Genomic DNA, 23,297 nt, shown 5'->3' with positions numbered 1-23,297 from the left:
CTGACGGCGGTTCGTCGGCCGACGTCGCTGCGGGTGTCGCGGATCAGGAGGCCTTCTCGTACCCGTGGTCGGAGAGCCACTGCTTGGCGGCGTCCGCGGGGTTCTGCTGCTGGTCCCCGCTGACCTTGCGGTTGAGGTCGATCAGGTCCTGGGTGGTCAGCTTGGTGGAGAACTCGTTCAGCGCGTCCACCGCGTTCTGCGGCAAGCGGTCCGGGGCGGTGAGCGGGAGCACCTGCTGGGCGATGAAGTTGTTCTTGGGGTCCTCGAGCACCGTGAGGTGCTGGTCCTGGATGGCCGGGGTGGTGGTGAAGATGTCCGCCACCTGGGCGTCGTCCTGGGTCAGGGCCTGCACGGTGAGGGGGCCACCGCCGTCGTTGATGGGCTGGAAGGATTTGAAGGAGCAGTCGTACTTCTGCTTCAACCCGTCCACGCCGTAGGCGCGTTCCTGGAACTCCGGCGGGCCAGCCATGATCAGGTCCCCGCACACCGAGGAGAGGTCCTCGATGGACGTCAGACCGTACTTCTCCGCGGTGGCCTGTGTGACCACCAGGGCGTCCTTGTTCTCCGCGCGGGAGGGGTCGAGCGCCGAGAGCTGCTGGCCCTCCAACGCGGAAGGCAGTGCCTTCATGATGTCCTCGGCGGAGGCCGCGGTGGCGTCCTTGTCCGCGAAGAGCAACAGGTTCCCGGAATAGTCCGGGACCACGTCCACGGAACCGTCCTTGACGGCACCCACGTAGGCCTCGCGCGCGCCGATGCCCGGCTTGGTCTCCACCGTGACGCCCGCGTCCCGCAGCACCCCGGCGTAGAGCTCGGCGATGACCTGCGACTCGGGGAAGTCCGCAGAACCCACGGTGACGGCATCCGAGGAGCCGCCTGAGGCGGCGTCGCCCGAGTTCTCCGCGAGCGGGTCGGAACCGCCGCCGCACGCGGTGAGGGCGAACACGGCCGTGGCGGTCATGGCCGCCCACGCGGCGGGGCGGAGGGCGCGGCGCGCAGCGCGCGTGCGCTGCGTAGAGGGGGACGGTGTCATGGTCGATCTCCTGCCAGTCTGAGGCCCGGCGACGTCACCAGGCGTTGTACGAGAGCGAGTACTGCATCCGCGGCCAGTGCGAGCACGGCCACGAGTACCACGGACGCGAGCATGCGCGCATAGTCGCGCACCGCGAGCCCGTCGATCAGATAGCGGCCCAGACCGCCCAGGTTGATGTACGCCACGATGGTCACGGTCGCGAGCACCTGCAACGCGGCATTGCGGATCCCGCCCAGGATCACCGGCAGCGCCACGGGGATCTCCACGCGCGTGAGTACCTGACCCTCGGTCATGCCCATGGAACGAGCTGCGTCCACGAGCGCCGGGGAGACCGCGGCGACCCCCGAGTACGTGCCCGAAAGGATGGGCGGGATGGCCAGCAACACGAGCGCCAGGATGGGGGGCATGAGCCCCAGCCCCATGAGCAGCGTGAACAGGCTCAGCAGACCCAGGGTGGGCAGCGAGCGCAATGCGCCGGCCAGGCCCACGATCACGCCGCCGCCGCGGCGTGTGTGGCCCACCCACAGGCCCAGGGGCACGGCGATCGCGAGCGCGATCCCCATGGTCAGCACGCTGTAGCCCACGTGTTCGAGCAAACGCTGCGGGATCCCGGTGGCTCCGCTCCAGTTGGCGGGGTCGGTCAGGAACTGCGCGGCTTCCGAGAACAGGTTCACGCGCAATCACCCCGGGCTTCCACCGCGGCGACGGCGCCCGCGCCGCCGGGCGCACCGGCCACGGAATCGCGGCCCTCGGGGTCCCCGCCCCCGGGCCGGTCGGCTCGGCCGTTAGCGCTGTCGTGCCGTGCCGCCCCGGCACGACGCCGCTCGCGCGCCGTCGTGGTCCCCGTGCGCTGCCAGCGGGTCAGGACATGGCCGAGCAGACGCAAGAGCTGATCCAGCACGATCGCGATCAGCACGGTGGCCACGATGCCCACCACGATCTCCGAGACGATTGAGCGGCGCAGCCCGTCCGTGAACAGGGTGCCCAGGGACTGGATGCCGATCACGGCGCCCACGGAGACCATGGAGATGTTGGAGACCGTGGCCACGCGCAGCCCCGCAATCATCACGGGCACCGCCAGCGGCAGTTCCACCCCGAAGAAGCGGCGCACGGGTTTGTACCCCAGCGAGGTGGCGGCCTGGAGGACATCTCGGTCCAGGGACTCGAACGCGTCCACGCACGAGCGCACCAGGATTGCGATCACGTACAGGGTCAGCGCCACGATCACGTTGACCACGGACGTGATGCCCGTGCCCAGGATCAGCGGCAGGACCACGAACAGGGTCAGCGAGGGGATCGTGTACAGCAGTGACGAGCCCGTGACGAACACCGGACGCAACCAGCGTCTGCTCGTGGCCAACCGGGCAAGCGGGACGCTGATCAGCAGGCCCACGACCACGGGCACGATGGACTGGATCAGGTGCGCGCCAGCGAGGTCCAGGACCGTGGACCAGTTGTTCGACAGCCAGTTCACGAGCGTTCCGACCTGTCGTAGCGCGCCGAGCGCTGCTCTTCGACCGCGCGCATCACGTCCTCGCCGGGCACTACGCCCGCCACGGAGCCGTCGCGGTGCACGGCCACGGCCTGCCCGGACGGGGAGGACAGGGCGGCGTCGAGCGCGGTGCGCAACGACCCGCCGTCGTGCCACAGGGTTCCTCCCACACGCAGTTCCTCGCGCGCGGCCGGTTCTCCGGACGCCGTCACGGGCAGCCAGCCCAGCGGGTGGCGGCGCTCGTCCACCGCGAGCACCCAGTCCGACGACGACGCCGCTCCCGCCGCCTGCCACGGCGCGGGGTCCTCGCTGCAGGGGCCCACCAGGAAGCGCTCGCCGGTGTCCACGACCAGAACCGTGACGGGCTGCAGTGCCACGGAGGCGTTGTCGAAGCTCAGCGAACGGAACCCGCGGTCACGGCCGATGAAGTCCGCGACGAAGTCGTCCGCGGGGGCCCGCAGCAGTTCCTCCGGGGTCGCGTACTGCGCGAGCCTGCCCCCGCGCGCGAACACGGCCACGCGGTTGCCCAGCAGGATCGCCTCGTCGATGTCGTGGGTCACGAAGATGATGGTGCGGTGCAACCGCTTCTGCAGGTCCAACAATTCGCTCTGCAGGTCCTGGCGCACCACGGGGTCCACGGCGGAGAACGGTTCGTCCATGAGCAGGATGGGCGGATCCGAGGCCAGGGCACGTGCCACGCCCACGCGTTGTTGCTGACCTCCGGACAACTGCGCCGGGTACCGGGTGGCCACGGACTCGTCCAATCCCACCGAGCCCAGCAACTGCCGGGCGTGCGCGCGGGACTCCCGTTTGGACACCCCGTTCAGCCGGGGGACCGTGGCGATGTTGTCCTCCACGGTCTTGTGGGGCAGCAGGCCCGATTGCTGCATCACGTACCCCATGGAGCGGCGCAGCTTGGCGGCCGGGATGCTCGCGACGTCCTGACCGTTGACCTCCACCGTCCCCGAGGAGGGCTCCACCATGCGGTTGAGCATCCGCAGGGACGTGGTCTTGCCGCAGCCGGATGGGCCCACGAACACCGTGAGGGAACCCGCGGGAACGTCCAGGTCCAAGTTATCCACCGCGGCAGTACCGTCCGAATAGACTTTGCTCACCCCGCGGTAGCGGATCGCCAGATCGGTCATGGGGCCGTATCCCTTCGTAGCCGTGGTTTCATCCTAACGGCGCAAAACCATCGGTGAGCGGACCATTTCCAGATTCGTGACGGTTCACCCGGTGGAGCCGTCACAAGTGCCGCTGAAGCATGCCGTCCGGAAGGAAGGCACGAGGAAGACGTCCTCGATGGCGGCCAAGGATCGGAACCGCCTGGGCAGCACCAGCGAGTCCGAACTGGAGCAGAAGCTGCGCGAGCGGGGACAACGCGCGGCCACGCGCACCCCCAAGCCCCGACCACAGCGATGGGCGGAACACCCGTAAATGCCCCACCCATTTTATTTTGCACTCACGCGCGCCGCTCACGAGTCAGATTTGTATGATGTCCCGCGTCTGGATGAACACCGGGATTGCCGGCTCATCGCATTCGAGGGTGTAGGTGTGGTCTGAATCCTCCAGCCTCGAGCAGGCTCCCGGTGATGAAGTTGGTGAGGTTGCCGAAACCGAAAGCGGAGCCGCGCAGGTGCTTAACGCGCCCATTGATCGCCTCTGTCGGCCCGTTGCTGGTGCCTGACCGGTCGAAGAACGCGAACACGTCGAAGGCGCGTTGCCTAAAGGTGTGGCCAAGCTTGCGGATATCGACGAGCGTAGCCGGGACACCGCTGCTAAGCGCGTGGATCACCGCTTGCATCATCTGCTTCGCCTTCTTCTTCTCGGGCTCGCGGTAGGCGGGGACAATGCGCTGGTAAATGCCTCAGGTCGCTTCGACCTCGACATGCTCCTCGATCGCTAACACGGCGTTGAAGCGGGCGGTGTGCTTCTCGGTGAGCAGACCGGCACCGGTCGAGGGCGTCGCCGGCCAGACGAACGACATGGAACGGGTCCATCACCGGGACCGCGTCGGGCAGCTCTTCCGCCGCGGCGGCCTTTAACCCGCTGAACTTACGCCACCACGGATCACCCTCGACGACACGACACTCGATGACCGCCCGACCCGGGTCGAGTCGCTGCCCGACGGCTTCGAGGCCATGTGCGTCGAGGCGGCAGAACGTGATCAGGCACAGCGCGGCGAAGATAGCGTTGAACACGTCGAGCTCTTCCGGATGGTGAGTGCAAAACCTCCATCCACGGGGACCCCGACGTCCATGCGACCACCGCCGCGCGAACCCCCACCACACCCCCAACCACGAAGAACCAGATTGCCAGTATCGCACTGATGATGAAAACGCAGATCAAATATGCGCCGGCCGGTCTTGAGATCCTTGTCTACGTCCTATTCACTCGCACTACCGGACCTGTAGGCGTTCGAATCCCACCGCATCTGCTTTCCCCAGACGGCATCGGAAACGACGAAAAAGGATGTCATGAGAGACCCTAGACAGAAAAACGCCAGAGTCAGGGCCAAGGGAAAACAACCCCCTTAGAAATCAGCAACCATCCGCATATGGTCAATCCGATCACTGCAAACGCACTGCAGTAAACTGTGATCGGACTTTTGAATTCTATGACATTCTCTTTCTACGAGGTTCCACCAACCGAGCCTGCTATAGAGCATCCCTGGGACTTCGCCCCGCACCACCGGGGTGGGTTCCCATCAGTCAGTTCACCGATCAAGTGGCGCGTCCCCGATGTCCTCGGTCAGGAACTCCTCCGGGATCCGGTCCGCCCCGGCCACGTCCGCGAGGATCCGGCGGTCGATGGGAACCCCCCGGCGCAGCACACTGATCCCGCCCCCGGGTTCGTGCAGCACGCACGCCACCTCGCGGTAGGAGCGCACCCCCGCCCGACGCAGTGCCCCGTTGAGTTCGGAATGCGTGATGTGGGCGCGACGCAGGGCGTGCTCGTCCACGCGGTCACCGATCATGAGCAGGCGGGCGGGTGAATTGAACACGCGCTGCCACCGAGCCCGCGTGCCCAGGTGGCCGAACACCACTTCCAGCAGGAACAGGGTGCCCAGTCCCAGCACACCGCTCATGAGTGTCGGCGGGTGCCCCAGGATCACGCGCCCCGCCACGGCACCCAGCATCACAGTGATCACCACGTCGAACGTGGACATGGCCGTGAGCACCCGCTGGCCGAAGATCCGCACGAAGACGAGGAATGCCACGTAGATCCCCACCGCGGAGAGCACCACCACGATCGCATGGGCGGACGTGATCCCCAGTTCGGAGCCCAGACCCTCCCAGGACGGCATGCCTCAGCCCCGACCCGTGCCGCCGCGTTCCAGCGATGCCGACGACGCCGGTCCGGCGCCTTCCTTGGGCCGGGTGGCGTCATCGAGCCGGGCAGCGGCGTCGTCCTTGCGGCCCGCCGCGAACTGCGTGGCGTGCAGCTCTGCGTAGCGGCCAGCGCGTGCGAGCAGTTCCTCGTGGGAACCGCGCTCCACGATTCGGCCGGCCTCGATCACGAGGATCTGGTCCGCCTGGCGGATCGTGGACAGCCGGTGCGCGATGACCACGGCGGTGCGCCCGGACATCGCCTCGTCGAGTGCCGCCTGCACGTAGGCCTCGTTCGTGGAATCCAGGGCGGAGGTCGCCTCGTCCAGGATCACCACGCGGGGTTGGGCCAACAGCAAGCGAGCGATCGTGAGGCGCTGGCGCTCGCCACCCGAGAGCCGGTAGCCGCGCTCCCCCACCACGGTGTCCAGACCGTCCGGGAGGGATTCGATCACGTGCCGCAACCGAGCGCGCTCCAGGGCGTTCCACAGCTCGGCGTCCGTGACCCCCTCCCGGGCCACACCGAGGTTCGCGCGGATCGTGTCGTGGAACAGGTGCCCGTCCTGCATGACCATTCCCACGGAGCGGCGCAGCGATTCGAAGGTCGTGTCCCGCACGTCCTGGCCGCCGAGCCGGACCGCGCCCGAGTCGACGTCGTACAACCGCGCGACCAACTGCGCGATCGTGGACTTCCCGGCCCCGGAGGACCCCACAAGGGCCACGGTGTGGCCGGGTCCCGCCCGGAAGTCTATATCGTGCAGGACTTCCTCGCCGCCGCGTGAATCCAGGACGGCCACGTCCTCGAGGGACGCGAGCGAGACCTTGTCCGCGGAGGGGTAGGAGAAGCGCACGTGATCGAACTCCACGGCCACGGGCCCCTCGGGCAGGGCACGCGCCTCGGGGCTCTCGGTGATGAGGGGCTTGATGTCCAGGACCTCGAAGACGCGCTCGAAGCTGACCACCGCGCTCATGATGTCCATGTGGGCGTTCGCCAACATGGTCAACGGGGTATACAACCTGGTCAGAAGCATGCCCAGGGCCACGACCGAGCCCGCGTCCAGGTGGCCCAGCAGGGCCTGCGCTCCGCCCACGCCGTACACGAGCGCCAGCGCGAGGGCGGAGACCAGGGTCAGGGCGGTGACGAACGTGGTCTGCAACATGGTCGCGCGGATCCCGATTCCCCGGACGTCGTTCGCGCGGGCGGCGAACTCCCGCGATTCCTGCGCGGGATCGCTGTAGAGCTTGACCAGGGTGGCGCCACCGGCGGAGAACCGCTCGGTCATCCGCGTGGACATCTGGGCGTTGTATTGGGCGGAGCGACGCTGCAACGCGGCCAACCGGCCACCCATGGCCCGGGCGGGGATCAGGAAGATGGGCAACAGCAGCAGGGACAGCGCGGTGACCTGCCACGAGATGGTGACCATGACCCCTACGGTCAGCAGCAGGGACACCACGTTGGACACCACACCCGACAGGGTCCCGGCGAACGCGCGCTGCGCGCCGATCACGTCCGTGTTCAGCCGGGACACGAGAGCCCCGGTGCGCGTGCGGGTGAAGAAGGCGAGCGGCATGGTCTGCACGTGGTCGTACACGGCGGTGCGCAGATCGTAGATGAGCCCTTCACCGATTCGTGAGGACTGCCACCTGTTCAGCAGGGACAGTCCAGCGTCCGTGATGGCTACCGCCGCGATGGCCACCGCGAGCCACACCACCACGGAGACGTCGTGCCCGCCGGTGATCGCATTGACCACCCGCCCGGCCAGCACGGGCGTGACCACACCCAGAACGGCCAGGGCCACCGACACCAGGACGAACGCCAGGATCGCATGGCGGTGGGGACGCGCGAACGTGATGATGCGTCGCACGGTTTCACCGCTGATCTTGCGGCCCTTGTTCTCCTGCCCCTTCATGGTCCGCCACATGGCCATGTGGGCGCTCTGCATACTCACGCTCGCAACTGTATCCCCGGGTCAGGGAATCACGCGGGGCAGTCCAGCCCCATGGCACCGCGGGTATTGGAGCCGCGGTTGAGGGCGCGGCCGATCTCACTGAGTTGGCCCACCTGCTCGGGGGCCAGTCGGTCGAAGACGATTTCCCGCACATGACGCACGTGGGCGGGAGCAGCCTCACGCAAACGTTCGAGTCCCGCGGGGGTGATCTCCGCGATCACCACGCGGCGGTCGTCCTGACGGCCCGCGCGAGTGACCAACCCGTCTTTCTCCATCCGCGCGACGATTCGCGAGAGCCGGGACTGGGACGTGTTCGTGGCCGTGGCCAGAGCGGACATCTTATGCCGGTGGTCCGGGGCTTCGGACAGCATGGCGAGCACCAGGTATTCCGCGAGTGACATGTCCTCCTCGCTGCGCAACTGCCCCTCCACGGCACCCGGCAGGCGGAACATGATGGAGACGAGCGCGAGCCACGCTTCCCGCTCGTCCTCTGACAGCCACTTTGTCTCTTCCATACTCACGAGTGTAGTGAGCATATATTGACGCAGCAAATATCTCGCGTATCTAAGGACCTGGGTGACCCCGCCCCACGCCGACCGCTCAGGCACCCAGCGTGCGACGCCGCCCCGCGAGCGCGATGAACACGCCCTGTGCCACGGCCACCCCGACCATCACGAGCAGCGGTGCGGTCCAGGACCCGGAGGCGTCCTCCAACAACCCGATCATCACGGGGCCGAGCGCGGCGAAGAGGTACCCCACGCTCTGCGCCATGGAGGACAGGGCCGCAGCCCGGTGGTAGTCCGTGGTGCGCAGCCCGAACAGGGCCATGGCCAGCACGATCGCCCCGCCGGTGCAGAACCCGATGAACAGCGCCCACAACAGGGACAGGGAGGGGACGAACAGCAGACCCAGCAGACCGATCACCGCTGAGGCAGCGAACACCGCACCCAGACCGGACTGCTCCCGGAGCCGGGGGATCATGAACGCGGCGAAGAGAGTCCCCACGAGTCCGCACGCCTGGAACGCGAAGTGGTACCACCCGGCCTGGACCGGGGTAGCGCCGGCGGAGATCTGGATCGTCGGCAGCCATGTGACCATCGTGTAGTAGACGGTGGACTGCAGCCCCATGTACACGGTCACTTGCCAGGCCAGGGCGGAGCCCAGCGGGAGCCGGGCCCGGGAACGTGCAACGGACGCGGTGACGGCCGGGGGAACCGCCGGTGCGGCGTCGTCGTCCGCTCCTGAACTCGGAGTCGGCGAACCAGGCCCCGTCGCATCGGGGGCCGCCGGGCCGGGGGCCGCAGCCCGGGGAGCGGCAGTGCCCGAGCCCACCCGGGAGGCCACCCCCAGGATCCACGGCAGGAAGACGGCCACGCCGATGATCGCCACGGCCGCCCAGATCCCGAGCGCGAACCGCCAGCCGGACGGGGCGACGTCCGCGATGGGGACCACCACACCGGAGGCGAGCGCCGCGGTCAGCGCCGTGACCGCTTGGTACACACCCGTCATGGGGCCGATCCGGTGCGGCCAGTCACGTTTGATCAGGGACGGGATGAGCACGTTGAGCACCGCGATGGCCGCGCCCAGCAATCCCGTGCCCACCCAGATCAATCCGGGTCCGGGAACCGAGCGGACCACGATGCCCGCCGCGAGGACCACGAGGGCGAGACCCAGGACCCGTTCGAGCCGGAATGCCTCCGCGAGTCGCGGCGCGAAGGGGGAGATCACGGCGAACGCCACGAGCGGCAGGCTCACGAGCAGCGACGCCTGCGACGCGCTCAATCCCACCTCGTGTTCGATCTGCGGCAGCACCGGGCCCACCGCGGTGATCCCCGCCCGCAGGTTGGCCCCCAGCAGGAGCACGCCGACCAGCAGCAGTCCCGCGCGGGGCGCACGGGCGGACACCGAACGCTCGGGGCGTGGATCGACTGCGAGCACGGGGCCACCTCTCCTGGACGTCCATGCCACCATAATGGGAGGCATGGACTCCCACGACACCTGGCCCGCGCCCGTGACCGTTGACGACCACGGGTTCGACGCCGCCGCCATGCGTCAGTTGGGCCGCGCACCCGCGTCGGACGACGCCGCAGGGACCGGTTCCGCGGGTACCGGCACCGGGGCCCCGGGGGCCGATCCCGACCTCTCCGCCAAGCCCACCCTGCGCGAGAAGCTCACGGCTTCCCTGCTGCTCGTAATCCCCCTGGTCTCCGCGCTCGTGGTGGTGCTCAGCGCCATCCGGTACACGGACACCCGCAACGGGTTGTGGCTCGGGGTCATCGCGGTGGTGCTCGCGCTGGCCGCGCTGTCCTGGGTCGCGGTGCTGCGGGGCGCGTTCGCCCGCGCCCGGGGCCACCTGGCCGCGCGGTTGCCGGGAGTGATCGGCCACGGTGTGGGCATCGTACGCGAGCTGGACGTGGAGTCCCCCTTCGACGAGAACGGCGTCTCGGACACCGTGACCGCCCACCTCACCCTGCGCGTGAACCCTACGCAGGGCCCGGCGTTCACCGCCGTGCTGGACGCGGTCTACGCACTGGCTGACGCCGAGAAGCTCACCGTGGGATCGCACGGGCCGGTGCGCTACCTGCGCTCGGACCCGGAGAACACGGTGGGGATCGAAACCCGGTTGCCCGAACCGACGGTGCAGCAGATCTACCGCGCCGCGGCCATGAACTGACCGCGGGGCAGGGTCCCATACCGCGCCGTCGTCATCAGCTCCGGTGCCGCGGAACGACGGCACACTGCCAGGGCAGGGTCATTGGCGGGAACCCTCGTGTGCGTCCCGGACCCACTCCTCGTCCCGGCGCAGGGACGACGAACCCGCGGGAGACGATCCGGCGGGTGGGACCGCCGCGTGCTGCTCGGTGTCCGCCTCGGGCTCCACGACCACCCGGGTGCCGGCACCGCGGGCGCGGGACGAGGAATCGGGAACGTCCGTGACGCTCACGGTCACCACGTTCAGGGCGATACCCAGGAGGAAGAAGATCCAGGCGGCCACGGCCACCGAGGCCAGGGCGAACAGCAGACCGATGAGCAGGAGACCCACGGACGTGAGGTAAGCGGGGGATTTGACGCGCCGGAAATTGAACTGCATACCCCTATTCCATCACGTTTCCGCGGGGCCTCCCGCCGGGATACCCGCCCCCACCAGGGACTTCACCCAGAACGTAAAGGGCTTGTCAGAACCACCCGGTAGGCAGTTGACTGAGCGGTAGTTGTCAACGAAAGGATTTGCCCTCATGCCCACCAACCAGACCGTGCAGCTCAACGACGGAAACACCATCCCCCAGTTCGGGTACGGGGTGTGGCAGGTCGCGGCGGACGTCGCCGAGGACGTCGTGAGCAAGGCACTGCAGATCGGCTACCGACACATCGACACCGCCAAGATCTACGGCAATGAAGAAGGTGTGGGTCGTGCGATCGCCAAGAGCGGGATCCCCCGCGAGGAACTGTTCGTGACCACCAAGCTGTGGAACGACGACCAGGGCCACGATTCCGCACTGCAGGCCATCGACGCGTCCCTCGAACGGCTCGGGTTGGACTACGTCGACCTCTACCTCATCCACTGGTCGCAGCCCGAGAAGGGCAAGTACGTGGAGACCTGGAAGGCGTTCCAGGAGATCAAGGAGTCCGGTAAGGCGCGTTCCATCGGTGTCTCCAACTTCACGGAGAAGGCCCTGCAGGACGTCCTGGACACCGGCGTGGTCCCCGCAGTGCACCAGATCGAGCTGCACCCGTACTTCACCCAGGAGCGCCTGCGCGAGATCGGCGCCCAGCACCAGATCGTGACCGAGGCGTGGTCCCCGCTGGGCCAGGGCAAGGCGGAGCTGCAGGACGAGACCATCGGTGAGATCGCCCGCGCCCACGACGCCACCCCCGCGCAGGTCATCATCGCGTGGCACCTGGCCCTGGGCAACGTGGTGTTCCCCAAGTCCGTGACCCCGGAGCGTATCCAGGAGAACTGGGACGCCCAGGAACTCACCCTGAGCCAGGACGAGATCGAGCGGATCAGCGGGCTGTCCCGCGAGGACGGGCGCCTCGGCCCCGACCCCGCCGACTTCAACGACTGACACCTCCGACACGCGCGTCCCGTGACGCGGCGCACACTGCTGTGACGCGGCGTCGGCCGGCCACCAGGCGGCGTCGACTCCCCGCGACACGGCGGGAACATGCCCCGGAAACGTGCCCCCGAGGCCCTCACGAGAGGGCCCCGGGGGCACGTTCGTACGGCGTCAAAGGTCACCGCACCCGGCGCGCGGGTGCATCATAGAGAGTTATGAGTCACAACACTTCGGACGGCGGCCAGGCCAGCAGCGTGCCCGTTGCTCCCAATACACACGTGGACCCGCACAACCCCGCGGGTCGTAAATCCTTCTTCGGCCAGCCAGGAATGCTGGCCAATCTCTTCTCCGTGGAGATGTGGGAACGCTTCTCCTTCTACGGCATGCAAGCACTGGTGCTGTACTACATGTACTACGCGGTCTCCGACGGCGGTCTTGGCATCGACCAGGGCGTCGCCGCGGGCATCGTGGGTGCGTACGGCGGCACCGTCTACCTGTGTTCCATCCTGGGCGGTTGGATCGCGGACCGGTTGCTCGGCTCCGAGCGCACCATGCTCGCCTCGGCCGTGCTCATCATGGCGGGACACATCGCCCTGGCCCTGATCCCCAGCGTGGCCGGGCTGACCATCGGTCTGCTGTGCATCGCCGTGGGGTCCGGTGGCCTCAAGACCACGTGCGTGAACCTCGTGGGAACCCTCTACGACCGTGAGGACCCCCGCCGTGACGCCGGCTTCTCCATCTACTACATGGGCGTGAACATCGGCGGCTTCCTGGGCCCCCTGCTGACCGGCTTCGCCTGGAACACGTGGGGCTTCCACTTCGGCTTCGGCCTGGCCGCCTTCTTCATGGCGATCGGCCTGATCCAGTACGTCCTCACCCGCAAGGGCCTGCCCGCCAGCGTGCACACCGTGGCCAACCCCCTGCCGCGCTCGCAGTACGGCAAGTGGATCGGCATCGCCGTGGCCGCCGTGGTGATCATCCTGGTGCTGCTGTTCACGGGCCTCCTCAACCCGGGCAACCTGGCCGACGCCGTGGTCCTCGTGGTGCTGGTGGCGACCATCCTGTTGTTCACGATCATGCTCCGGGACAAGGACCTCTCCCCGGAGGAACACTCCCGGGTCCTGGCCTTCATCCCCATGTTCATCGCCACCGCGGCATTCTTCGCCCTGTTCCAGCAGCAGTTCACGGTGCTCGCCATCTACGCGGACACCCGCCTGAACCTGAACTTCCTGGGCTACGAGTTCCCGCCCTCCTGGGTGCAGTCCATCAACCCGGTGTTCATCATCCTGTTCGGCATGGTGTTCGCGGCCATGTGGACCAAGCTCGGTACCCGTCAGCCCAGCACCCCCGTGAAGTTCGGTGTGGCCCTGCTGGCGATCGGCGTGGCGTTCCTGCTGTTCATCACGCAGGCGAACACCGCCTCCGTGTTCGTGGGGTGGATCGTCCTGGTCCTGTTCTTCGCGACCATGGGTGAGCTGTTCCTCTCCCCCGTGGGGTTGTCCCTGTCCACCAAACTCGCCCCGCGGAAGTTCCCGGTGCAGATGGTGGCCCTCAACAACCTCGCGGTGGCCCTCGGTACCGCCCTGTCCGGCTCCCTCGCGAGCTTCTACTCCCGTGAGAACGAGGTCGGCTATTTCGGCACCATGGGCGCGATCACCATCGTGCTCGGCATCATCATGTTGCTCGCCGCCAAGCCCATCCTGCGGCTCATGCGCGGCATCCGCTGAGTTCCCCTTCCGTGGGCGCGCGCCCCGTACCCGCAGCGGCGGGTGCGGGGCGCGTCGTCGTACCGGACGACGACGCCGCCCGCGCCTTTCCCCCACGCGGCTCGCCGCGCCGGGTCCTCTGATGCTCCCACCACCCGGACCGCATCCTTTAGGGTTACCTGTACGCATGAGCCGCGGGTCACATCCATGTCATCGGAAACGGGTGCCAGTCAGCGGCTGCACGAGGCCGATCCGCGGAGGACACCATGAGCGATTCATCAGCGTCGAAGGGTGCCACCCCGGCATCCACGGCGAACAGCCGGACACCGGGCGCATCCGGTGCCGCCGGGGCACCCGCGTCCTCGGGGGGCGGGCATGAGCTGAAGCGGGTCATGGGTCCGGGACTGTTGCTCCTGTTCATCGTGGGCGACATCCTGGGCACGGGCGTCTACGCGCTGACCGGCAACATCGCCGGTGAGATCGGCGGCGCCGCGTGGGCACCCATTCTCATCGCGTTCGTGGTGGCCACGATCACCGCGTTCTCCTACCTGGAACTCGTGACCAAGTACCCCGGGGCCTCGGGTGCGGCGCTCTACACGCACAAGGCGTTCGGGATCCACTTCCTCACGTTCCTGGTGACGTTCGCCGTGCTGTGCTCGGGACTGACCTCCGCCGCCACGGCATCCAGCACCGTGGCCTCCAACTTCGCCAAGGGTTTCCACCTGGACGTGGGCCCGCTGGGGATCACCATCGTGGCCGTGGCCTTCCTGGCGATCCTCGCGTTGATCAACCTGCGCGGGGTGTCCGAATCGGTCAAGCTCAACGTGGTGCTCACGTGCATCGAACTCACCGGCCTGCTGATCGTGATCCTGGTGGGGTTCTGGGCCGCGGCCCAGGGCAACGCGGACTTCAGCCGCACGGTCATCTTCGAGACCTCGGACGACAAGGGCATGTTCCTGGCCCTGACCGCCGTCACGTCCCTCGCGTTCTTCTCCTTCGTGGGCTTCGAGGACTCGGTCAACATGGTCGAGGAGACCAAGGACCCCACGCGCAACTTCCCGCGCGTGATGCTGCTGGGCCTGTGCATCACCGGCGTGATCTACGTGCTGGTGTCCGTGTTCACGGTGGCGATCGTGCCCATCGGTGAATTGGGACAGTCCACGACCCCGCTGCTGGACGTGGTGCGCATCGGCGCCCCCGGTCTGCCGATCGACACCATCTATCCGTTCCTGACCATCTTCGCGGTCGCCAACACAGCATTGATCAACATGCTCATGGCCTCGCGCCTGCTCTACGGCATGGCACGGCAGGGCGTGATCCCGGGCTTCCTGGGCAAGGTGCTCCCCGGGCGCCGCACCCCCTGGACCGCGATCATCTTCACCACCGCGCTGGGCATGGTGCTCATCATCCTGGTGAACAACGCGATGGGTAAGGGCACCGCCGCGGCACTGGGCGGCACCACGGCGCTGCTGTTGCTCGCGGTGTTCACCGTGGTCAACGTGGCCGCCGTGATCCTGCGCCGCGACCGCTCCCAGGAGGGTCACGACTACTTCCACGCCCCGCGCGTCCTGCCCTACCTCGGCGCCATCACGTGCGCGTTCCTGCTGGGGCCGTGGGCCCAGGACGTCATCGAGTACCAGATCGCGCTCGTCCTGATCGCCCTGGGCCTGGTCCTGTGGTTGCTGAACTTCCTGTACGCCCGCCTGTTCACGGGTCGCCGCACCCGCTTCCAGCGCCCCGAGGACCTCGCCAACCTGGAGGACGTGGACCGCTGAGTCCGCTCCCCCACCCACCCGCTCACGGACCCGGAGACGTCATGAACATCGTTGTCGGATACCTTCCCACCCCCGCCGGCCGGGCCGCCCTGCGCGCCGGGATCACCGAGGCCACCCTGCGTTCGGCGGACCTCGTGGTGGTCCAGGGCCATCACACCAAGCGCTGGGGGCGGCACACCGGCCCCGAGGACACCGAAGCCGCCGTGAAGGAGGACCGCGCCGCGCTCGACGAGAGCGGCGTGTCCTACGAGCTGGTCCCCGTGGCGCACGACGCCGATCCGGCGGACGTCATCCTCGAGGCCACCGATCGCGACCGGACCGCTCTGCTCGTGATCGGGACCCGCCGGCGCACCCCGGTGGGCAAATTGATCATGGCCCCCACCACGCAGCGGCTGCTGCTCGAGGCCGGGTGCCCTGTGCTGTGTGTGAAGGCGGGGTACGACGCCGCCTGAGCGAGCGACGTCGACAGTTTCCCGTCACGCGCCGGCGGCCCTGACGGGGAGAGACCACGCGGGCACCAACCATCGCCCCGTGGAACGGCGGGCCGGACCCCCAAGGTCCGGCCCGCCGTCGTCGGTGGTACGTGATGGAAAGGACGCTCAGGCCGCGCGGTCGGTGCGCTCGTCGTGCTGCGCGGCGCCGTCCAGAGCGGTACTGCCCCGCGCGGGCCGGTACGACGGCGCGGGCGCGGTTGTCGTCGTGGAGCCGGCGCGGCGCATGGTCGCGGGTGCGGGCTGGGACACCCCGGCCTGACGCCACGAGAACCCGAAGGCGAGAGCGGGCACCACCTTGTTGGCCAGGGTGCACCCGGCGATGACCCCTGCCCAGGCCACGGGCACGGCGGCCAGGACGTCCAACGGGTAGTGCGCGCCCGAGTACATGCGGGCGGCCCCGACGATCACCACGGCCAGCGTGCCGAGCAGCGCGATCCGACGCCGTGAGGAACGGCGGGAGGCCACGAGACCCATGGCCAGCGCGATCGCCACGACCGCACCCGTGTGCGAGGACGGAAAGGACATGGAGCCAGTGACCGGCGCGAGGGCCTCTCCGCTCAGGAACATGGGACGCGGCCGCTCCACGAACACTTTGACCAGACCCACGGCACCCCATCCGGCGAGGGCGGTGATCCCGAACCCGGTGGCGTCGAGGGGGCGGCGTCTGAGGACGGCCAGCCACCCGATGACGGCGGCGATGATCAACACCACCGCGCCGTTGGACAGTGCGTACTGCACCGCGGTGGCCACCGCGTCCAGAAGAACGTTGCGATGCTGGGAGAACCCCTCGAGCAACGCGGTCTCCCCGTGGGTGATCTGCGGTGACAACACCACCAGACGCCCAAGGGTTGCCGTCAACAACACCGTGACCAAGGGAACGGCCACTCGGTGACGCAACTGCGGCAACCGCCACGGGGACCCGCCCGGCGAGGGGGAAGTGTGCTGCGCCGGATAGGTCATGTGTCAATGGTGACACGAGACACTCAACGATTCCTGAAGTGGGCGTGTCGCACGCGGTGTGGCGTGTGTGATGCGGAGTTCCGGGGTGTTCCAGGGTCGGCGTCGCTGCGCGGGCGCACCGTGCCCCGCGGGCTGGAAATGGGGTTTCACGTGAAACACTTAATCTGAAAACACTTTTTTATGGTTGCATGCGTCGATTGGAATATCCTTGATGGGGATAGGGAATCCAGTCATGTGGTTTTTCTGCCGCGGACACCGTCACGGGACGCCCGAAAAGTTCATTTCCCGAACACTGACTACACTCAGCCCTCAAGAAACATTCGAGAAGGGAAGAGACGATGGCGTCCACACCCCCGCCCCCGCACTCCACGCGAGAGCCTTGGGCCCAGGCCGGTCCGCCCTCCACACAGCCGCCCTCGCCGCAGCCACCATTCACCCAGCCCCCCGCCCCGGGATCGCAGGCCGCACTGCGCCTCGCCAATCGCCGCAGGGTCGTGGACGCGGTGCGCGAGCTGGGTGCGGCGACCCAGGCGAGCATCGCGCGGGAGACGGCCCTGGCGCCGTCGACGGTCTCGTCCATCGTCCACGAGCTCACCGCGTGCGACCTGCTCGCCATGGAACCCGAGAACGGCGGGCGGCGCGGGCAGCGCGTGCACTTCAGCGAGAGCGCCGGCTACCTGGTGGGCCTGGACGTGGGCCACCGTCACGCGAGCGTGGCCGTGGCGGACCTGAACCTGGACGTCCGCGCGCAGCGGCGCATCGACCTCCCGGCCGGGCACCGCGCCGAGGACGTACTGACCGGGGCGCGAGAGATCCTGGACGAGTTGCGGACCTCGCTCGACGTCCCCGCCCAGCGCATCCTGGGCGCGGGGCTCACCCTTCCCGCGCCCGTGGACGCCGAGTGCCGCGGCCTCGGTTCGGAGGCCATCCTCCCGGCGTGGGCCGGGCTGGACCTGCGAGCGCTGGCCACCGGGACGCTGGGCTGTCCCACCGTGGTGGAGAACGACGCGAACGCCGGGGCCGTGGCCGAGCACGCGCTCGGCGCGGGGCGTGGGACGGCTCACATGGCCTACCTCAAGCTCTCGCACGGCGTGGGTGCCGGGCTGATCCTGGGCGGCGGGCTGTACCGCGGGGCCACCGGGTCCGCGGGTGAGATCGGCCACGTGACGCTCGACGAACGCGCGGGGCTGTGCAGGTGCGGCAACCGAGGGTGCCTCGAGACCTTCGTGTCCTCCCAGACCGTGCTGGACGTCGTGGCCTCCTCGGGTCGGCGCGTGGAATCCGTGGGTGACGTGGCCCGGGAGGCGCTGGCCGGCGATCCCGGATGCACCCGGGTGATCACGGACACCGGGCGGTTGATCGGCGGCGCCGTGGCGCAGCTGTGCAATGCGTTCAACCCGGAACTCGTGGTCGTGGGCGGGGAGCTCGCGCGCGCCGAGGACCTGCTGCTCGATCCCGTGCGGGACGCAGTGCAGCGCTACGCGGTGCGCGGTTGCGTGTCCGGGCTGCGGATCGCCACCGCGCAGCTCGGGGCCCGGGCGCACCTCACGGGTGCGCTCATCCGTGCGCGGGCCGAGACGTCCCTCCCCGTGTAAGACGTCCGGGGCGCGCCAGCCGCTGCAAACGACACGCGGGAAATTTGTCTTCGACTCATGGACATTTTGTGATCTGGGTCCTACCCTGGGTTCACTGTCCTTCCCCGGCAGCTGCCCTCCCTGGTCCCACGAGCCGATTCCAGGAGACGAAAACCCGCCTCGTACGGGCCCCTCGACCGGTACATCCCCGGAACGGGACGCATGATGCCCGGGAGCGGGAAGCGTTGAATTTCGATACAGCAAGGGAGCTGCGGGATGAGCCATCCAGCGCAAGCACACTCGCCGGAGCGTCATCAGACGAACACCGGCGCGGTCATTCGCATCACCACCGTGGCCGCGTTCGGCGGCCTCCTCTTCGGGTACGACTCCGCCGTGATCAACGGTGCGGTCTCCTCCATCCAGTCCACGTTCGACGTGGGTCCGGGGCCCCTGGGCTTCGCGGTAGCCGCGGCCCTCCTGGGCGCCGCCGTGGGTGCGTTCTTCGGTTCCCGCATCGCGGACCGCACGGGGCGCATCCCCATCATGAAGATCGCGGCACTGCTGTTCCTGCTCTCGGCGATCGGCTGCGGTTTCACGCAGTCCATCGAATGGCTCGTGTTCTGGCGGGTCGTGGGCGGTATCGGCGTGGGTGTGGCGTCCGTGATCGCACCGGCGTACATCGCGGAGGTCTCCCCCGCACACCTGCGCGGACGCCTGGGCTCGCTCCAGCAGATGGGTATCGTGCTGGGCATCTTCCTGTCCCTGCTCATCGACGCCCTGCTCGCCCACTGGGCCGGTGGCGCCGCCAACGAGCTGTGGTTCGGGCTGGCCGCGTGGCGCTGGATGTTCCTGGTCATGGCCGTGCCCGCCGTGCTGTACGGCATCGGCGCGTTCCTGATCCCCGAGTCGCCGCGCTACCTGGTCTCGGTGGGTCGCCCGGACGAGGCGCGCGCCGTCCTCTCCCGGATCCACGGTGACGACGCCGTGGACGCCCGCGTCTCCAAGATCCGCAGCACCGTGGACAACGAGCGCAAGCCCCGCTTCGCGGACCTGCGCGGTTCCATGGCCGGGCTCAAGCCCGTGGTGTGGGTGGGCATCGGCCTGGCCGCACTGCAGCAGTTCGTGGGCATCAACGTGATCTTCTACTACTCCAACGTTTTGTGGGAGTCGGTGGGCTTCAAGGAGTCCGATTCGTTCACCATCTCCGTGGCCACCTCCGTGGTCAACGTGGCGGTGACCGTCGTGGCCATCTTCCTGGTGGACCGGATCGGGCGCCGGCCGCTGCTGCTCGTGGGCTCCGCCGGCATGGCCCTGTCCCTGGGCGTGATGTCCGTGGTGTTCGCGACCGCCACCAAGGTCATGGTGGACGGTCAGCTCACCCCCGAGCTCGGCCCCATGGCCGGACCCGTGGCACTGATCGCCGCCAACCTGTTCGTCGTGTTCTTCGGTGTCTCATGGGGCCCGCTCATGTGGGTCCTGCTCGGCGAGATGTTCCCCAACCGCATCCGCGGCGCGGCGCTGGCCGTGGCCGGTGCGGTGCAGTGGATCGCCAACTGGGCCGTGACCGTCTCCTTCCCGTCCCTGTCCAACTTCTCACTGGGGCTGACCTACGGCATCTACGCGTTCTTCGCGCTGGTGTCCCTGGTCTTCACCATCAAGATGGTGCGGGAGACCAACAACGTGGAACTCGAGGACATGCGCGCCTGATCCCACTCTCCCCGTCCCGATGCCCCGGTCCGCTTTACGCGCACCGGGGCATCGTCACACCGGGTTCACGTTCGTGATAACAGCTCGTCGCAATACCGGCAGGGGTCCGGTGTTCGGGTATTTTCAAGACAGATTTGCCGCTGCCCGGGCATCGGGGCCCGGGAAGCACGACACGTTCAACGGCGAAAAGAGAGCCTCCCATGACGCAGCACACCGACTCCTCGACCTCAGGACGCAAGTCCGCGGGCCACGTGATCGTGGATTCCCTCGCGGCGCACGGGGTCGAGCGCGCCTACGTGGTTCCCGGCGAGAGCTACCTGGACGTCCTGGACGGTCTCTACGACTCCCCCATCGACACTGTGGTGTGCCGTCAGGAGGGTGGCGCCGCGTACATGGCGGAAGCGGACGGGAAGATGAACGACGTCCCGGGCGTGGCCATGGTGACGCGTGGTCCCGGCGCAGCCAACGCGCACGTGGGCCTGCACACCGCGTGGCAGGACTCCACGCCCATGGTGTTGTTCGTGGGACTCATCCCGTTCGAGCACCGTGAGAAGGAAGCGTTCCAGGAGTTCGACCCGCATCAGTGGTTCGCCTCCGGGGCCAAGCGCGTGATGGTCCTGGACCACGCGGAGCGGGCCTCCGAGTACGTGGCCGAGGCCATGTTCGCCGCGCGTTCCGGGCGTCCGGGGCCCGTGGTGGTGGGCCTGCCCGAGGACGTCATCACCCGGCAGATCGAACCCACGGTACACCCGGAGATCCCGGTGGCCGGCGGCGGGATGACCGTGGAGGACTGGAAGGCCCTCGAGTCCGCGCTCAAGGAGTCCCAGAAGCCCCTGTTCGTCTTCGGTGGTAACGACTGGACCCCGCAGGGCGCGCAGCGCTTCACCGCGTGGCTCGAGGAACACCACATCCCCGCCGCCGCGGAGTGGCGTTGCGAGGGCACCGTCCCGTTCGACTCCCCCTCGTACGTGGGACCCATCGGTTACGGCCGCCCCAAGCCCACCTACGACCTGCTGGAGGAGACCGACCTGCTGGTGTTCGTGGGCACGGTCCCCGGTGACGTGATCACGAACGGCTTCCTGGTGCGCCAGGACTGGACCAAGAAGAACTTCATCGTGACCATGGACCCGTCCATGCGCGGGCGTTCCGGCGCGGTGACCTACCAGATCGTGGCCAAGCCGGACGTGTTCGTGCGTGACCTGGTGCGCATGGACCTGCCCGTCTCGGACGTGTGGCGGGACTGGTGCGCGCGGTTGCGTCAGCAGCAGGTGGATTTCTCCACCCCCAAGGACGCCTCCCCCGCGGACGGTCCCGCCTCGATGGACACCATGATGGCGAACCTCGTCGCGACCCTCCCCGAGGACGCCATGGTCACCTTCGGCGCGGGCGAGCACACCAACTGGGCCCACCGCTACTTCCCCACGAACGGCTATGCGTCCATGATCTCCGCGCGCAACGGCTCCATGGGTTACTCGATCCCCTCCGCCGTGGCGGCGTCCCTGAACTACCCCGGCCGCCGCGTGATCTCGATCGCCGGGGACGGTGAGTTCCTCATGAACGGCCAGGAGCTCGCGACCGCCGCGCAGTACGGCGCCACTCCCCTGGTCATCGTGATGGACAACCAGGAGTACGGCACCATCCGCACCCACCAGGAACAGCACTACCCGGGTCACGTCTCCGGGACCCAGCTGAAGAACCCGGACTTCGCGGCCATGGCCACGGCGTTCCACGGTTTCGGCGTGCGCGTGGAGCGCGAGTCCGAGATCCCCGGGGCGCTCGAGCAGGCCTACAAGGCGATCGACGAGGACCACACGTTCGCGTTAATCCACCTGGTCGTCCAGCAGCGCAACAAGGCATACTGATCCCGGTATAAATACTTGTCACGACGCCGCGGCGCCCGTCCTCGGGGAGGGGCACCGCGGCGTCGTCGTCCGTTCAGGACACGCGCGCGGGGATCACCGCAAGGGGTGGGCGGCCTGGTCCCGGTACATCCGCCCGACGACGACCGCGACCACGCCGAGCGCGGGGGTCAGCAGAGCGACGCCCCAGAAGATCGCTTCCGGGGACAGCAGCTGTGAGACGGGCCCGGCCACGGCCATGGAGATGGGCATGAGGGACAGCGAGACGAAGAAGTCCAGGGACGAGATCCGCCCCAGCATGTGCCCGGGCACCCGCCGCTGCAGCAGCGTGCCCCAGATGACCTGACCCGCGCCACCCGTGGCCCCGAAGATGCACAGCGCCGCCGCCATGACCCACCACGAGTCGGTGCCGCCCACCAGACCGAACGGCAGGGTGCCGAAACCCCACAGCCAGATCATGGTCGTGAGGTACTTGCGGGGCAGTTGCACTGATGCCATGATGCTCGAGCCCACGGCCGTGGACACGCCGTACAGCCCCAGCATGGCGCCGTAACTCGCGAGCGATCCGCCCAGCCGGTCCACCACCAGGAACGGGACGAGCACCTCGAGCGGGCCGATGAACAGGAACACCGCGCTCATGGCCCACAAGAGCGTCCACAGCAACCACGGGGTGCGCACGCAGTACCGGAACCCGTCCACGAGATCGCGAAGGACGGAGGGCCGGGCGGTGTCCACCGCAGGGATCGGTCCGGTGACCTCGCGCTCCGGGATCCGTAACCGCAGCATGAAGGACAGCGCGATCGCGTGGCACACCGCGATCGCCAGGACGGACGCCCCAGGGAGGGCCAGGCCCGTGAGGACCCCGCCCACCGCGGGCCCGGCCGCGATCTGCAGCAGGGGGCGGGCCGTGCCCTCCACGCCGTTGGCCGCGAGCAGCTGATCGGGCGGCAGGATCCTGGGCAGGGCCGCGGAGTAGGCGGGGTAGAAGAACCCCACGGTGCCGGCGAAGACGAACGCGGCGAGCGCGAGGTGCCACAGCGCGAGGGTGTCGGTCCAGGTGAGGATCACGATGGTCAACGCCGTGACCAGGTTGGTGACCTCCACGCACCGCAGGATGAGTCCCAGGGGCAGGCGGTCCGCGGTGACCCCGCCGAGCAGCACGAAGCACACCATGCCCACCGCGCCGGCGGCCATAACGAGGGACAGTTGCACTGCGGAACCCCCGAGCGCCATGACCCGCGCGACGAGGGCCACGGCCCACAACCCGGAGCCGAAGACGCTCATGCACATGGCCACGGCGAGCACCGTGTACGCACGTGACGAGAACGGCCGCAGGGCCCGGGGAAGTTTCACCCGCACAGGTT

The 23,297-nt window shown here is 68.3% G+C and carries 20 protein-coding genes and 1 pseudogene; 9 read left to right on the top strand and 12 right to left on the bottom strand.

Translation table 11 applies throughout. The features are described from left to right. Positions 1 to 43 precede the first annotated feature (43 nt). Genes HBK84_RS00205 through HBK84_RS00190 form a run of 4 tightly spaced genes read right to left on the bottom strand, consistent with a single transcriptional unit; the run spans position 44 to position 3,667 of the window. Positions 44 to 1,030 carry an ABC transporter substrate-binding protein gene (locus HBK84_RS00205; RefSeq protein ID WP_206069167.1) on the bottom strand — a complete coding sequence of 329 codons (987 nt, stop codon included), beginning with the start codon at positions 1,028 to 1,030 and terminating at the stop codon, positions 44 to 46. Beyond that, a complete protein-coding gene (locus HBK84_RS00200; protein WP_064846971.1) occupies positions 1,027 to 1,704 on the bottom strand; it encodes an ABC transporter permease in 678 nt (225 codons plus the stop codon). Before HBK84_RS00200 ends, HBK84_RS00205 begins: the two co-directional genes overlap by 4 nt. Next, a complete protein-coding gene (locus HBK84_RS00195) occupies positions 1,701 to 2,504 on the bottom strand; it encodes an ABC transporter permease (RefSeq protein WP_240919029.1) in 804 nt (267 codons plus the stop codon). The genes HBK84_RS00200 and HBK84_RS00195 overlap by 4 nt, the downstream gene beginning before the upstream one ends. After that, a complete protein-coding gene (locus HBK84_RS00190; RefSeq protein WP_144997545.1) occupies positions 2,501 to 3,667 on the bottom strand; it encodes an ABC transporter ATP-binding protein in 1,167 nt (388 codons plus the stop codon). Before HBK84_RS00190 ends, HBK84_RS00195 begins: the two co-directional genes overlap by 4 nt. 157 nt (positions 3,668 to 3,824) lie before the next feature. On the opposite strand from HBK84_RS00190, the gene HBK84_RS13010 reads away from it, so the two are divergent. Then, positions 3,825 to 3,959 carry a hypothetical protein gene (locus tag HBK84_RS13010; protein ID WP_255458068.1) on the top strand — a complete coding sequence of 45 codons (135 nt, stop codon included), beginning with the start codon at positions 3,825 to 3,827 and terminating at the stop codon, positions 3,957 to 3,959. Positions 3,960 to 4,053: 94 nt separating this feature from the next. Here HBK84_RS13010 and HBK84_RS00185 read toward each other — a convergent pair. From HBK84_RS00185 to HBK84_RS00165, 5 genes and pseudogenes are all read right to left on the bottom strand, one after another. After that, positions 4,054 to 4,576, bottom strand: a pseudogene (locus HBK84_RS00185) (transposase); the annotation flags it as partial. A gap of 662 nt (positions 4,577 to 5,238) precedes the next feature. After that, a complete protein-coding gene (locus HBK84_RS00180) occupies positions 5,239 to 5,829 on the bottom strand; it encodes a DUF421 domain-containing protein (RefSeq protein WP_167317878.1) in 591 nt (196 codons plus the stop codon). 3 nt (positions 5,830 to 5,832) lie between these two features. Continuing rightward, positions 5,833 to 7,800, bottom strand: coding sequence for an ABC transporter ATP-binding protein (locus tag HBK84_RS00175; protein WP_370520552.1), 1,968 nt, complete (start codon positions 7,798 to 7,800; stop codon positions 5,833 to 5,835). A gap of 29 nt (positions 7,801 to 7,829) precedes the next feature. Then, on the bottom strand, positions 7,830 to 8,315 hold the full coding sequence (locus HBK84_RS00170; protein WP_064846950.1) for a MarR family winged helix-turn-helix transcriptional regulator: 486 nt from the start codon (positions 8,313 to 8,315) through the stop codon (positions 7,830 to 7,832). Between the two features lie 85 nt (positions 8,316 to 8,400). Continuing rightward, positions 8,401 to 9,738 (bottom strand): MFS transporter, encoded by a 1,338-nt coding sequence (locus HBK84_RS00165; protein ID WP_159450052.1) that lies wholly within the window; start codon positions 9,736 to 9,738, stop codon positions 8,401 to 8,403. 43 nt (positions 9,739 to 9,781) lie between these two features. Between HBK84_RS00165 and HBK84_RS00160 the strand changes: the two genes are divergently transcribed. Next, complete coding sequence (locus HBK84_RS00160; RefSeq protein WP_167317877.1) at positions 9,782 to 10,474, top strand: hypothetical protein; 693 nt, start codon at positions 9,782 to 9,784, stop codon at positions 10,472 to 10,474. Between the two features lie 78 nt (positions 10,475 to 10,552). Here HBK84_RS00160 and HBK84_RS00155 read toward each other — a convergent pair whose 3' ends face one another. Continuing rightward, the gene (locus HBK84_RS00155; RefSeq protein WP_144932800.1) at positions 10,553 to 10,891 is read right to left on the bottom strand and encodes a hypothetical protein; all 339 of its coding nucleotides are present in this window, start codon (positions 10,889 to 10,891) and stop codon (positions 10,553 to 10,555) included. 145 nt (positions 10,892 to 11,036) lie between these two features. Here HBK84_RS00155 and HBK84_RS00150 point away from each other — a divergent pair, with 145 nt between their 5' ends. The 4 genes from HBK84_RS00150 to HBK84_RS00135 all read left to right on the top strand — a co-directional run bounded on the left by HBK84_RS00150 (position 11,037) and on the right by HBK84_RS00135 (position 15,791). Beyond that, positions 11,037 to 11,867: an aldo/keto reductase gene (locus HBK84_RS00150; RefSeq protein WP_085108198.1), complete on the top strand. Its 831-nt coding sequence runs from the start codon at positions 11,037 to 11,039 to the stop codon at positions 11,865 to 11,867. A gap of 206 nt (positions 11,868 to 12,073) precedes the next feature. Further along, the gene (locus tag HBK84_RS00145) at positions 12,074 to 13,585 is read left to right on the top strand and encodes a peptide MFS transporter (protein WP_085108195.1); all 1,512 of its coding nucleotides are present in this window, start codon (positions 12,074 to 12,076) and stop codon (positions 13,583 to 13,585) included. 245 nt (positions 13,586 to 13,830) lie between these two features. Continuing rightward, positions 13,831 to 15,339: an APC family permease gene (locus tag HBK84_RS00140; RefSeq protein WP_167317876.1), complete on the top strand. Its 1,509-nt coding sequence runs from the start codon at positions 13,831 to 13,833 to the stop codon at positions 15,337 to 15,339. A 41-nt stretch (positions 15,340 to 15,380) separates the two neighbouring features. After that, a complete protein-coding gene (locus tag HBK84_RS00135) occupies positions 15,381 to 15,791 on the top strand; it encodes a universal stress protein (RefSeq protein WP_064846944.1) in 411 nt (136 codons plus the stop codon). A 147-nt stretch (positions 15,792 to 15,938) separates the two neighbouring features. Here the strand turns inward: HBK84_RS00135 and HBK84_RS00130 are convergent, their stop codons facing one another. Beyond that, the gene (locus HBK84_RS00130; RefSeq protein WP_167317875.1) at positions 15,939 to 16,793 is read right to left on the bottom strand and encodes a phosphatase PAP2 family protein; all 855 of its coding nucleotides are present in this window, start codon (positions 16,791 to 16,793) and stop codon (positions 15,939 to 15,941) included. A gap of 338 nt (positions 16,794 to 17,131) precedes the next feature. Here HBK84_RS00130 and HBK84_RS00125 point away from each other — a divergent pair, with 338 nt between their 5' ends. The 3 genes from HBK84_RS00125 to HBK84_RS00115 all read left to right on the top strand — a co-directional run bounded on the left by HBK84_RS00125 (position 17,132) and on the right by HBK84_RS00115 (position 21,936). After that, positions 17,132 to 18,388: an ROK family transcriptional regulator gene (locus HBK84_RS00125; protein WP_167317874.1), complete on the top strand. Its 1,257-nt coding sequence runs from the start codon at positions 17,132 to 17,134 to the stop codon at positions 18,386 to 18,388. 255 nt (positions 18,389 to 18,643) lie between these two features. Continuing rightward, entirely contained in the window at positions 18,644 to 20,074 is a 1,431-nt protein-coding gene (locus HBK84_RS00120) for a sugar porter family MFS transporter (RefSeq protein WP_167317873.1), read from the top strand. Between the two features lie 200 nt (positions 20,075 to 20,274). Further along, entirely contained in the window at positions 20,275 to 21,936 is a 1,662-nt protein-coding gene (locus HBK84_RS00115) for a thiamine pyrophosphate-dependent enzyme (RefSeq protein WP_167317872.1), read from the top strand. Positions 21,937 to 22,029: 93 nt separating this feature from the next. On the opposite strand, the gene HBK84_RS00110 is transcribed toward HBK84_RS00115, so the two are convergent. Then, a complete protein-coding gene (locus tag HBK84_RS00110) occupies positions 22,030 to 23,286 on the bottom strand; it encodes an MFS transporter (protein ID WP_167317871.1) in 1,257 nt (418 codons plus the stop codon). Between the last annotated feature and the right edge of the window lie 11 nt (positions 23,287 to 23,297).

It is taken from the genome of Kocuria sp. KD4, assembly GCF_011769905.1.
Classification (GTDB): domain Bacteria; phylum Actinomycetota; class Actinomycetes; order Actinomycetales; family Micrococcaceae; genus Kocuria; species Kocuria marina.
Note: the sequence above shows the minus strand (reverse complement) of the source record. Positions and strands in the feature narration are given on the sequence as shown.